The 11921-nt window shown below is 66.9% G+C and carries 9 protein-coding genes; 6 read left to right on the top strand and 3 right to left on the bottom strand.

Annotated elements, in window-relative coordinates:
• Positions 1 to 58: 58 nt before the first annotated feature.
• The gene (cyaY, locus tag AT699_RS30165; RefSeq protein WP_006389656.1) at positions 59 to 388 is read left to right on the top strand and encodes an iron donor protein CyaY; all 330 of its coding nucleotides are present in this window, start codon (positions 59 to 61) and stop codon (positions 386 to 388) included.
• Between the two features lie 45 nt (positions 389 to 433).
• Here cyaY and AT699_RS30160 read toward each other — a convergent pair whose 3' ends face one another.
• Positions 434 to 2881 carry a penicillin-binding protein 1A gene (locus AT699_RS30160; RefSeq protein WP_024070772.1) on the bottom strand — a complete coding sequence of 816 codons (2448 nt, stop codon included), beginning with the start codon at positions 2879 to 2881 and terminating at the stop codon, positions 434 to 436.
• A gap of 115 nt (positions 2882 to 2996) precedes the next feature.
• On the opposite strand from AT699_RS30160, the gene AT699_RS30155 reads away from it, so the two are divergent.
• From AT699_RS30155 to AT699_RS30145, 3 genes are read left to right on the top strand one after another with little or no spacing between them, the layout of a single operon-like run.
• Positions 2997 to 3638: a shikimate kinase gene (locus AT699_RS30155; protein WP_058207545.1), complete on the top strand. Its 642-nt coding sequence runs from the start codon at positions 2997 to 2999 to the stop codon at positions 3636 to 3638.
• Positions 3635 to 4711 (top strand): 3-dehydroquinate synthase, encoded by a 1077-nt coding sequence (aroB, locus tag AT699_RS30150; protein ID WP_024070770.1) that lies wholly within the window; start codon positions 3635 to 3637, stop codon positions 4709 to 4711. Before AT699_RS30155 ends, aroB begins: the two co-directional genes overlap by 4 nt.
• Before the next feature lie 26 nt (positions 4712 to 4737).
• The gene (locus AT699_RS30145; protein WP_006389660.1) at positions 4738 to 5865 is read left to right on the top strand and encodes a deoxyguanosinetriphosphate triphosphohydrolase; all 1128 of its coding nucleotides are present in this window, start codon (positions 4738 to 4740) and stop codon (positions 5863 to 5865) included.
• Positions 5866 to 5951: 86 nt separating this feature from the next.
• Here AT699_RS30145 and AT699_RS30140 read toward each other — a convergent pair whose 3' ends face one another.
• Both AT699_RS30140 and uvrA read right to left on the bottom strand, forming a co-directional pair.
• On the bottom strand, positions 5952 to 6614 hold the full coding sequence (locus tag AT699_RS30140) for a glutathione S-transferase family protein (RefSeq protein WP_006389661.1): 663 nt from the start codon (positions 6612 to 6614) through the stop codon (positions 5952 to 5954).
• A gap of 29 nt (positions 6615 to 6643) precedes the next feature.
• A complete protein-coding gene (uvrA, locus tag AT699_RS30135) occupies positions 6644 to 9499 on the bottom strand; it encodes an excinuclease ABC subunit UvrA (protein ID WP_020925836.1) in 2856 nt (951 codons plus the stop codon).
• A 134-nt stretch (positions 9500 to 9633) separates the two neighbouring features.
• Here uvrA and AT699_RS30130 point away from each other — a divergent pair, with 134 nt between their 5' ends.
• The gene (locus AT699_RS30130; protein ID WP_024070768.1) at positions 9634 to 10818 is read left to right on the top strand and encodes an MFS transporter; all 1185 of its coding nucleotides are present in this window, start codon (positions 9634 to 9636) and stop codon (positions 10816 to 10818) included.
• Between the two features lie 282 nt (positions 10819 to 11100).
• Positions 11101 to 11622: a single-stranded DNA-binding protein gene (gene ssb, locus AT699_RS30125; protein ID WP_026382027.1), complete on the top strand. Its 522-nt coding sequence runs from the start codon at positions 11101 to 11103 to the stop codon at positions 11620 to 11622.
• Positions 11623 to 11921: the final 299 nt, after the last annotated feature.

Below are 11921 nucleotides of genomic sequence, written 5' to 3'. Positions count from 1 at the left end.
CATGCGGCTGAATGCCAATTGGAACACTGGGAACTCCGTAATTCTTGCAGGCTCGATTATGACCGAATCCGAATTTCTTGCGTTGATCGACCAGGTGCTGGACAGCATCGAAAGCCAGGCCGATGACTGGGCGGCTTCGCTCGACGTCGACGTCGAAACCAGCCGCAGCGGCAATGTGCTGACCATGGTGTTCGAGGACAATACCCACGTGGTGGTGAACAGCCAGGCCGCCATGCAGGAACTGTGGGTGGCCGCGCGCAGCGGCGGCTTCCATTACCGCTACGACGGCCAGAACTGGAACGATACCCGAGGCGGCCCGAATCTGCCGGACGCGCTATCGCAGATCTGTTCGGCGGCGGCGGGCGTGCCCGTCACGATCCGCCTGTAGTCTCCAACGAAAAGGCCGGCGAATCGCCGGCCTTTTTCTTTCCGTTCAGAACGGGATCTTCTGCGACCAGGGCTGCGCGTTCTGCGTGCCCACGCCCGGCGCGACCCGGATGCGGTTGTCCTCGCCGCTGTCGCTGTTCAGGCCGTTCAGGAACTCACCCAGCGTGTCAGCCTGCGGCAGCCCCAGCCGCGCCACCGCCTGGCCGGGCGGGAATTCCGAGAAGTAGTACTCGCCGTTCTCGACGATGATGCCGTCGGGACGGGGGCGCGGCTTTTCTTCCGGCACGCCCTTGAGCACGTCCTGCATGTAGTCGACCCAGATCGGCATGGCCACGCCGCCGCCGGTTTCGCGCGAACCCAGCGACTTGGGCTGGTCGAAGCCGAGCCAGGCGGTGGCCACCAGCGAGGGCGTGTAGCCCGAGAACCAGGCGTCCACGGATTCGTTGGTGGTGCCGGTCTTGCCGGCGATGTCGTTGCGCTTGAGCAGCACGCGGGCGCGGGCGGCGGTGCCGTAGGTGGCCACGCCGCGCAGCACGTCGTCCATGATCCAGGCGGTGCGCGGGTCGATGGCGCGGGCCGCGGCGTCGCCGGCCACGGTGGGCTTGGCCTGCATCACGATCTTGCCGTTGCTGTCGGTGACGCGGTCGATCAGGTAGGGTGTGACGCGGTAGCCGCCGTTGGCGAACACCGAGAACGCGCCGGCCAGTTGCAGGGGGGTCACCGAGCCGGCGCCTAGCGCCAGCGGCAGCACCGCGGGCTGGCGCGCCTTGTCAAAGCCGAAGCGGGTCAGGTAGTCCTGCGCGTACTGCGGGCCGATGGCCTGCAGGATGCGGATCGAGACCATGTTCTTGGACTTGTACAGGCCCTGGCGCAGCGTCAGCATGGGCTCGTACTGGTTGCCGTAGTTCTTCGGGTTCCAGGCCTTGGAGCCGGTCTGCGCCGCGGTCAGTTCGAACGGCTGGTCGGAGATCTGCGTGGCCGGCGTCAGGCCGCGCTCGAGCGACGCGGCGTAGATGAACGGCTTGATGTTCGAGCCCGGCTGGCGCCAGGCCTGCGTCACGCGGTTGAAGTTGCCGCGATAGAAGTCGAAGCCGCCGACCATGGCGCGGATCGCGCCGTCCTGCGGCGACAGCGCGACGAAGGCCGCCTGCACCGACGGCAGGTTGATGATTTCCCAGTTGTCGCCCAGTTTGCGGATATAGACCACGGAGCCGCGCTTGATGCGCTGCTCGGGCTTGGCCTTGTCGTTGAGCGCGCGCGCCACCACGCCCAGCACCTTCTTGTCGGTGACGGTGATGATCTCGCGCGAGCTGCGCGCCAGCTTCACTTCGGTGGGGCTGGCCGACAACACCACCGCGGTCAGCAGGTCGCCGCTGTCGCTGAACTTGTCGAACACGCCATCCAGGAATTCGTCCAGGGCCTGGGGGTTGTTCTCGGTGCCCGCGGGCAGGTCGAGCTGTTCTTCGGGGCCAGGGTAGGGCGCGCGGCGGGTGTATTCGAGCACGCCTTCGCGCACGGCGCGGTAGGCCGCTTCCTGGTCCTTGGACTGGACCGTGGTGTAGATGTTGATGCCGCGCGAATAGACGTTGTCCTGATACACGTTGAACAGCAGCTGGCGCGCCAGTTCGGCCACGTACTCGCCGTGGATGCTGTAGCCGCCGGCGGGCGTGCCTTCGGCGGACTTCATGACGATCTGCTGCGCCATCGCCGTCTTGTACTCGGGCTCGGTCAGGTAGCCCAGCGACAGCATGCGGCCCAGCACGTAGCGCTGGCGCAGCTCGGCGCGGGGGCGGTTGGAGATCGGGTTGAAACGCGAAGGCGCCTTGGGGATGCCGGCCAGCATCGCGGCCTCGGCCGGCGTCACTTCCGACAGCGGCTTGCCGAAGTAGGTGCGCGAGGCGGCGGCGAAGCCGTAGGCGCGGTGGCCCAGGTAGATCTGGTTCATGTAGAGCTCGAGGATCTGGTCCTTGGTGAGCTCCGATTCGATCTTGAACGTCAGCAGCAGTTCGTAGAACTTGCGCGAATAGGTCTTTTCGGACGACAGGTAGAAATTGCGCGCCACCTGCATGGTGATCGTGCTCGCGCCCTGCGTCTTGGACATGTTGATCAGGTTGGTCAGGCCGGCGCGCACCACGCCGGTCCAGTCGATCCCGCCGTGCTGGTAGAAGCGGTCGTCTTCGGCCGCCAGCACCGCGGACTTCATCACGTCCGGGATTTCATTGAAGCGCAGCACATTGCGGCGCTCTTCGCCGAACTCGCCGATCAGCACCTTGTCCGCCGTATAGACGCGCAGCGGCACCCTGGGGCGGTAGTCCGTCATGGCGTGCAGGTCGGGCAGGTTGGGCCAGGCCAGGGCCAGCGCCATGCCCGCCAGCAGCACGCCGCACAGGAACAGGCCGGCAAAGAAAATGCCGGTCTTGACGAAAAAACGCAATATCGGGGAACCGTTATTGGCGGGCTTGTCTTTTTTGGAGGAATTCTGCGGCTTGCTCATCGCGGCGATTTTACGGGTATCTCCGGCCCCACCTCAGCGTGGCGGATCGGTTTCTGTAACAAGATAGTTCAGTGTGGCGCGCGGGCAACTTGGCGGCAGATGTGATAATGCCGTCATGAACTTTTCCGCTCACTCATGTCCGGAGGCCGATCCGGACCTGGCGCCCACTGGCGAGGCGCCCGAAAACCCGCCCTGCGCTTCGGAGTGCGCAGGCAGGGCCGTGTCGTTGCCGCACGACCTGCCCATTTTCCTGGTGGGCATGATGGGGGCGGGCAAGACCACGATCGGCCGTGGCCTGGCGCGTGCCCTGGGGCGCGATTTTATCGATCTGGACCATGAGCTCGAGGCGCGTTGTGGCGTGCGGGTGCCGGTAATCTTCGAAATCGAGGGCGAGACCGGTTTCCGTCGCCGGGAATCCGCGGCCCTGGAAGAGTGTACCCAACGGCGCAACATAATTCTCGCCACCGGTGGCGGCGCCATCCTGGCGGCCGAGAACCGGGCGCGCCTGCGCGAGCGTGGCATCGTGGTCTATTTGCGGGCCAGCGTGGACGAATTGTTCCGCCGCACCTGCCGCGATCGCAACCGGCCCCTGCTGGCCACCGCCGATCCGCGCGGCACGCTGCGGGACCTGATGACCCTGCGCGAACCGTTCTACAAGGAAGTCGCCGATCTGGTGGTGGAAACCGGCTCCATGCCCATCCACACCCTGGTCAAGGCGCTGTTGCCGCAATTACAAGCCTTCGAGAAGCAGATATGAACGTTGTTGAGGTCGACACCCCGGGCGGACAGTACCCCATCCGCATCGCGCCGGGGCGCCTGGATGCCCTGGACGAGAGCATTCCCGCCGACGCCACCGCCATCGCGGTGGTGACCAATCCGACCGTGGCGGCGCTGTACGGCGAACGCGCCGAAGCCGCGCTGGCGCGCACCGGCAAGCGGGTGCTGCGCATCGAACTGCCCGACGGCGAGTCGTACAAGGATTGGCAGTCCCTCAACCTGATCTTCGACGCGCTGCTGGGCAATCGCCTGGACCGCCGCTGCGTGCTGGTGGCGCTGGGCGGCGGCGTGATCGGCGACATGACCGGCTTTGCCGCCGCGGTGTACATGCGCGGCGTGCGTTTCGTGCAGGTGCCGACCACCCTGCTGGCCCAGGTCGACTCGTCGGTAGGCGGCAAGACCGCCGTCAACCATCCGCTGGGCAAGAACATGATCGGCGCGTTCTACCAGCCGCTGGCGGTCGAGATCGACACCGCCGTGCTGGCCACGCTGCCGGCGCGCGAGGTATCCGCGGGCCTGGCCGAGGTCATCAAGTACGGCCTGATCCTGGACCCGGTGTTCTGGGAGTGGTGCGAACAGAATGCGCAGAAATTGCGCAGCCTGGATCCGCAGGCCGTTGCCTACGCCATCCGTCGCTCCTGCGAGCTGAAGGCGCAGGTGGTGGGCAAGGACGAACGCGAATCCGGCCTGCGCGCCATCCTCAATCTGGGCCATACCTTCGGCCACGCCATCGAGGCCGGCCTGGGCTATGGCGCCTGGCTGCATGGCGAGGCGGTGGGCTGTGGCATGGTGCAGGCTGCGGAATTGTCGGCGGATGTGGCGGACTTTCCGCGCGCCGACGTGGCCCGTGTACGCGGCCTGGTCGAGGCCATCGGCTGCCCCGTTGTCGCGCCCGACCTGGGGGCCGACCGCTGGCTGGACCTGATGCAGGTCGACAAGAAGACCGAGGGCGGCGAGATCCGCTACGTGCTCATGAACCGCATCGGGGCAGCGATGATGCGGGCGGCGCCGGCCGATGCCGTGCGCGCCGTATTGGCCCGAACCACGCAGTAAATACCGCAGGAGAGACGGTGTCGCAGATGAAAGAACTGGCTTCCTATGCATCCGACCCGTCCCGATCGCGCGGCCGGACCTATGCTGAACCCGCGCCGGAGAACCGCAGCGAATTCCAGCGCGACCGCGACCGTATCGTCCACTCGAGCGCATTCCGGCGATTGGAGTACAAGACCCAGGTCTTCGTGAACCACGAAGGGGATCTGTTCCGCACCCGGCTGACACACAGCCTGGAAGTGGCGCAGATCGCGCGCACCCTGGCGCGCAGCCTGGGGCTGTCCGAAGACCTGACCGAAGCCATTTCGCTGGCGCACGACCTGGGCCATACGCCGTTCGGCCATGCCGGCCAGGACGAGCTCAACGCCTGCATGCGCGAGCTGGCGCCCGAGGCTGGCGGCTTTGAGCACAACCTGCAGAGCCTGCGGGTGGTCGACGAGCTTGAAGAACGCTATGCCGACTTCAACGGACTGAACCTGTGCTTCGAGACCCGCGAGGGCATCCTCAAGCACTGCTCGGCGGCCCATGCGCGGCAGCTGGGCGCGGTGGGCGAGCGCTTCCTGGCGCGCACCCAGCCTTCGTTGGAGGCGCAGATCGCCAACCTGGCGGACGAAGTGGCCTACAACAATCACGATATCGACGATGGGCTGCGCTCCGGGTTGATCACGCTGGAGCAGCTGCAGGGCGTGTCCATCTTCCAGCGCCATTACGCCGAGGTGCTGGCGCGTTATCCCGATCTGGCTTCGCGCCGCGCGGTGGCCGAGACCATCCGTCGCATGATCAACACGCTGATCGGCGACCTGACGCGCACGTCGCTGGCGCGCATTCGCGACGCGGCGCCTGCCAGCGCCGACGACGTGCGCCGCGCGCCGCCGCTGGCCGGGTTTTCGGACGGCATACGGCGCGAGGCCGATGAACTGAAGAAATTCCTGTTCGACAATCTTTATCGGCATTACCGCGTGCTGCGCATGACCACCAAGGCGCGCCGTATCGTGCGAGAGCTGTTCGCCGCGTTCCTGGACGATCCGCGCCTGCTGCCGCCCGACTATCGCCGCGCGACATTCAATGACCAGGCGCGTGCCATCGCCGACTACATCGCCGGCATGACCGACCGCTATGCCATCCGCGAACACAAACGCTTGTTCGACATGGTCTAGGGCCTGTTGACGTTAAAAGGAGCCGCGCACAGGCCCCGGCCCGCGAGCCGGCCGGCCGCTGACGGTCCCACGCGATGACATCGGCGTCAGCGGTGCTTGCGGTAAGGCTCGTCGGCCTCGACGAAGGTGGCTTCGGCGCGCGCGTCGCGCATCCATTCCTGCATCGCCGGCAAGGCCAGGACCGCGTCCATGTAGTCGCGCACCGGGCCGGCCGCGGCAATGCCGTAGGTGACGAAGCGCGACACCACCGGCGCGAAGAACGCATCGGCGATCGAGAAGGCGCCGAACAGGAACGGGCCGCCCTTGCCGAACTCGGCGCGCGTGTCCTGCCAGATGGCATGCATGCGGGAAATGTCCTGGCGCGCGGCCTCGGGGATGTCGAGGCCGGGCAGGTGCGCCTCGATGTTCATCGGCAACGCCTGGCGCAATGCGCCGAAACCGCTGTGCATCTGCGCGGCCAGCGAGCGGGCGCGGGCACGGGCGCGCGCATCCTGCGGCCACAGGCCGGCTTCGGGACGCTGCTCGGCCACGTATTCGCAGATCGCCAGCGAATCCCAGACCGCCAGGTCGCCGTCCAGCAGCACCGGCACCAGGCCGGCGGGCGTGATCGTCTCCAGGTGGCGGGCGAAGGCCTCGGTGAACAGGCCGAGCTTCTGTTCGGTAAAGGCGACGCCGGTGGCGCGCAGCGCGAGCCAGGGACGCAGCGACCAGGAGGAGTAATTCTTGTTGCCGATGATCAAGGTGTACATGCCGATCCCCTAAAGTGATGCCGCGCCGCCTATCCGCCTGGCGTGCGGCGCAGCAGTTTGCCGAGATAGTGTCCGGTATGGCTTTCCGGCGCGGCCGCCACGTCTTCCGGCGTGCCTTGCGCCACCACGCGCCCGCCGCCGTCACCGCCTTCCGGACCCATGTCGACGAGCCAGTCCGCGGTCTTGATGACGTCCAGGTTGTGTTCGATGATGAGCACGGTGTTGCCGCTGTCGACCAACTGGTTGAGCACTTGCAGCAGCAACTCGATGTCGCGGAAATGCAGGCCGGTGGTGGGTTCGTCCAGGATGTACAGGGTGCGCCCGGTGCTGCGCCGCGACAGTTCCTGCGACAGCTTCACGCGTTGCGCTTCGCCGCCAGACAGGGTGGTGGCGCTCTGGCCCAGCCGGATGTACGACAGGCCGACGTCGATCAGCGTGTGCAGTTTGCGCGCGATCGCCGGCACCGATTCGAAATACTCCAGCGCCTGCTCGACCGTCAGGTCCAGCACTTCGCTGATGTTGCGGCCGCGATAGCGGATCTCGAGCGTTTCGCGGTTGTAGCGCTTGCCGTGGCACACGTCGCAGGGCACGTACATGTCGGGCAGGAAGTGCATCTCGACCTTGACCACGCCGTCGCCCTGGCAGGCCTCGCAGCGCCCGCCCTTGACGTTGAAGCTGAAGCGGCCGGGGTCGTAGCCGCGGGTGCGGGCCTCGGGCACGCCCGCGAACAGCTCGCGGATCGGCGTGAACAGGCCGGTGTAGGTGGCCGGATTGCTGCGCGGGGTGCGACCGATCGGGCTCTGGTCGACGCTGATGATCTTGTCGAAGTTCTCCAGGCCCTGCATCGCGACATAAGGGGCGGGTTCGCTCTGAGCGTGATGCAACTGGCGCGACACCGCCACCGCCAGCGTGTCGTTGACCAGGGTCGACTTGCCCGAGCCGGACACGCCGGTCACGCAGATCAGCCGGCCGGCGGGCAGGCGCAGGTCGACGTTCTTGAGGTTGTTGCCGCTGGCGCCCGTGAGCGTCAGCCAGGGCAGGTCGTCGGTGACCGGGCGGCGCTTGGGGATGGCGATGGCGCGCTGGCCGCTCAGGTACTGGCCGGTGAGCGAGTTGGGGTCGCGCTGCACGGTCTCGGGATCGCCCTGGGCCACCACTTCGCCGCCATGCTCGCCCGCGCCCGGTCCCATGTCCACGACCCAGTCGGCCATGCGGATCATGTCTTCGTCGTGCTCGACCACGATGACGCTGTTGCCCAGGTCGCGCAGGTGCTGCAGCGTGCCGATCAGGCGGTCGTTGTCGCGTTGGTGCAGGCCGATGGAGGGTTCGTCCAGCACGTACATCACGCCCGTCAGGCCGGAGCCGATCTGGCTGGCCAGGCGGATGCGCTGGGCCTCGCCGCCGGAGATGGTGTCGGCGCTGCGGTCCAGCGACAGGTAGTTCAGGCCGACGTTGTTCAGGAAGCTCAGGCGCGCCTCGATCTCGCGCACGATGCGCTGCGCGATCTCCTGCTTGGCGCCGGCCAGCGTCAGGTCGCGGAACCACGCCAGGCAGGTCGACAGCGGCATCGCCTCGACTTCATAGATGGCCTGGCCATGGCGTTCGCCGCCACGCGGATCCTGGCCGATCAGCACGTTGCGCGCTTCCGGCCGCAGGCGCGAGCCGCCGCAGTCGGGGCAGGTCTTGATGTTGCGGTACTTGCCCAGTTCCTCGCGCACGGTGGCCGAGTCGGTTTCGCGCCAGCGGCGCTCCAGGTTCGGGATCACGCCTTCGAAGGTGTGGCGCTTGACGGTGCTGCGGCCTTTTTCGTTCAGGTAGAGGAACGAGATTTCCTCGTCGCCCGAGCCGTACAGCACCTTGTCGCGCAGCGCCTCTGGCAGGTCCTCGAAGGGCGCCTCGATGTCGAATTCGTAGTGCGCCGCCAGGCTGGTCAGCAGCGAATGGGTGAAGGCGTTGCGGCGGTCCCAGCCGCGGATGGCGCCGGCCGCCAGGCTCAGTTCGGGGAAGGCGACCACGCGCTTGGGGTCGAAAAACCCCACCTGGCCGATGCCGTCGCAACTGGGGCAGGCGCCCATCGGATTGTTGAAGCTGAACAGGCGTGGCTCCAGTTCCGGCAGGCTGTGGCTGCAGACCGGGCAGGCGTAGCGGCTGGAGAACACCTGTTCGCGGCCGCCGTCCATGTCCAGCGCCAGGGCGCGGCCATCGGCCAGCTGCAACGCCGTCTCGAAGCTCTCGGCCAGGCGCTGCTTGCTTTCGGGCTTGATGCGCAGGCGGTCGATGACCACGTCGATGTCGTGCTTCTCGGTTTTCTTCAGCGGCGCCATGCCGTCGATTTCGACCATCTGGCCGTCCACGCGCAGGCGCACATAGCCCTGTGCCTGCAGGCTGGCGCATTCGTCCTCGAAGCTGCCCTTCTTGCCGCGGGCGATGGGGGCCAGCACCGCCAGCCGTGTTTCGGCCGGCCAGGACAGGACCGCGTCCACCATCTGGCTGACGCTCTGCGCCTGCAGGGGCAGGCCATGGTCCGGGCAATAGGGCGTGCCGACCCGCGCATACAAAAGGCGCAGGTAATCGTGGATTTCGGTGATGGTGCCGACGGTGGAGCGGGGGTTGTGGCCCGCCGCCTTTTGCTCGATCGAGATGGCCGGCGACAGGCCCTCGATCAGATCGACGTCGGGCTTGTCCATCAGTTGCAGGAACTGGCGGGCATACGCGGACAGGCTTTCGACGTAGCGCCGCTGCCCTTCCGCATAAAGCGTATCGAACGCCAGCGACGACTTGCCCGAGCCGGACAGGCCCGTGACCACCACCAGCTTGTGGCGCGGCAGGTCCAGCGAGACGTTCTTGAGATTGTGGGTGCGGGCACCCCGAATGCGTATGGTCACGTCTATCGGGCTCTTTTAAGCGGTTGCAAAGGCCAACTTGGTACTATAGCGCGCCGAGTCCTCAGGCCATAGATCAGACCGTAAGCGCATGACAATCACGCGCGGACGGCCCACGTCATCGTTGAACATTCCGCATGCCGGCAGACACGAAACTGAAATTGACCCCCTCCGAGCGCCGCGCCAGCGTGGCGCTGGCCGGTTTGTTCGCCGCCCGGATGCTGGGGTTGTTCCTGTTGCTGCCGGTGTTCGCCGTGGCCGCCCGTGGCCTGCCCGGGGGCGACGACCCCGCCCGGGTCGGGCTGGCGCTGGGCATGTACGGTTTGACCCAGGCGTTCATGCAGATTCCTTTCGGGCTGGCGTCGGACCGTTGGGGGCGCCGGCCCGTGGTGTTGTTCGGCCTGCTGCTGTTCGTGGCGGGCAGCGTGGTCTGTGCGCAGGCCGACGACGTGTTCTGGATCACCATCGGCCGGGCCATCCAGGGCGCCGGGGCCATTTCGGCCGCCGTGACCGCCTGGCTGGCCGACGCCACGCGGGACGAAGTGCGCACCCGCGCCATGGCCATGGTGGGCGGGTCGATCGGCCTGTCGTTTGCCGCTTCGCTGGTGCTGTCGCCGGTGCTGGTGGGCTGGTGGGGGCTGTCGGGCCTGTTCTGGACCATCGCCTGCCTGGGCGTGGTCTGCCTGGCGGTGGCGCGCTGGGTGGTGCCGGTGGTGCCGCGCACACAGGCCCGCAGCCTGCAGGCCGCCAGTCCGCGCCAGGTGCTGACCCACACCGACCTGCTGCGGCTGAATTTCGGCGTGTTCGTGCTGCACATGATTCAGGTGTCGCTGTTCGTGGTGGTGCCGGCGCTGCTGGCCAAGGTCGGCGGCCTGGATGCGCGCGAGTTGTGGAAGGTCTACCTGCCGGTGATCCTGGTGTCGTTCGTGCTGATGGTGCCGGTGGTGTTCGTCGCCGAAAAGCGCCGCGCCCACCGGGGCGCCCTGCGCGCCGCCGTGGCCGGGCTGGTGCTGGTGTGCGCGCTGTTGCCGGCGGCCAGCCACGGTTTCTATACGCTGGCGGCGGCCCTGACCGGCTTCTTCGTGGCCTTCAACGTGCTCGAGGCATTGCAGCCTTCGCTGGTGTCGCGCGTCGCGCCGCAGGCCTACAAGGGCCTGGCGCTGGGGTTCTATAACACTGCCCAGGCCGCGGGCCTGTTCACGGGCGGCGCGCTGGGCGGCTGGGTGGCGTCGCATTCCGGCGCTGGCGCGGTGTTCATCGGCGCCGCCGTGCTGGCCGCCGTGTGGCTGGCCGTGACCTGGGCCCTCAAGCCGCTGGCCTGATCTGGCGCCATCGGCGAAAGTCGCGGATCGCGTCGCCAACGGTGTCCAACAGCGGTGAAATCGTTTCCCTGGGTGGACGGCTTTGTCACCATTCCTGTTTGGCGTGGCAAGCGCTTTTCGTCGATAATAGAAGGCAAACTAGGGCTTCACCGGCGTCGCCGGTCATCATGGCGGTGACCGGCGAGTTTCATGAAGCCGGTCATCAACATCGCTATTTATGTTGTTGCCGGCGCGCTCGCGGCAACGCGTGGCACAGGCTGTCAACAACAGAGGGACAACGGCATGGCATCGGTTAACAAAGTCATTCTCGTGGGCAACCTGGGTCGCGACCCGGAAGTCCGCTACAGCCCCGACGGGGCCGCAATCTGCAACATGTCCATCGCCACCACCTCCACCTGGAAGGACAAGGCCTCGGGCGAGCGCCGCGAAGAAACCGAATGGCACCGCGTGGTCATGTACAACCGCCTGGCCGAGATCGCCGGCGAATACCTGAAGAAGGGCCGCTCGGTCTACATCGAAGGCCGCCTGAAGACCCGCAAGTGGCAGGACAAGGACACCGGCGCTGACCGCTACAGCACCGAAATCGTAGCCGACCAGATGCAGATGCTGGGCGGCCGCGAAGATGGCGGCGGCGGTGGCGGCAGCTATGGCGGAGGCGGCGGTTACGACGACGCGCCGGCACGCCAGCCGCAGCAACGCGCCCCGGCCCAGCGCCCGGCGCCGCAACAGCGTCCGGCACCGCAGGCCGCGCCCGCCGGTGGCGGTGCCAACCTGGCCGACATGGACGACGACATTCCGTTCTGATCGCGCGTTCGCGGCAGTCAACAACAAAGCCCGGCAAGCCTTGCGCTTGCCGGGCTTTGTGCCGTCTGGGCCCTGTCTTGGCTCGATCCAGCCCCGGTTTCCCTGGGGAATCGCCGAGGCTGTCCACAGGCTGTGCACAGCATGTCAACAGCTTGCCCACCGATATTCGGGCCTTTTCCACAGCTTGTACACAAGTCTCTGCCACGACCGCTTCGAGTCGCCATGGCGGCGATAGGGCGCAACCACCTGCCGGGATCGCATTCTTCAAACCGCTGCCTGTCCCGCAGCCGCATGCAGAC

Origin of the sequence: Achromobacter xylosoxidans, assembly GCF_001457475.1 — a bacterium.
Lineage (GTDB): Bacteria > Pseudomonadota > Gammaproteobacteria > Burkholderiales > Burkholderiaceae_B > Achromobacter > Achromobacter xylosoxidans.
Note: the sequence above shows the minus strand (reverse complement) of the source record. Positions and strands in the feature narration are given on the sequence as shown.

Coding starts and splice junctions, on each gene's coding strand:
- cyaY (WP_006389656.1), top strand. CDS start 59: ATGACCGAATCCGAATTTCTTGCGTTGATCGACCAGGTGCTGGACAGC.
- AT699_RS30160 (WP_024070772.1), bottom strand. CDS start 2,881: ATGAGCAAGCCGCAGAATTCCTCCAAAAAAGACAAGCCCGCCAATAAC.
- AT699_RS30155 (WP_058207545.1), top strand. CDS start 2,997: ATGAACTTTTCCGCTCACTCATGTCCGGAGGCCGATCCGGACCTGGCG.
- aroB (WP_024070770.1), top strand. CDS start 3,635: ATGAACGTTGTTGAGGTCGACACCCCGGGCGGACAGTACCCCATCCGC.
- AT699_RS30145 (WP_006389660.1), top strand. CDS start 4,738: ATGAAAGAACTGGCTTCCTATGCATCCGACCCGTCCCGATCGCGCGGC.
- AT699_RS30140 (WP_006389661.1), bottom strand. CDS start 6,614: ATGTACACCTTGATCATCGGCAACAAGAATTACTCCTCCTGGTCGCTG.
- AT699_RS30130 (WP_024070768.1), top strand. CDS start 9,634: ATGCCGGCAGACACGAAACTGAAATTGACCCCCTCCGAGCGCCGCGCC.
- ssb (WP_026382027.1), top strand. CDS start 11,101: ATGGCATCGGTTAACAAAGTCATTCTCGTGGGCAACCTGGGTCGCGAC.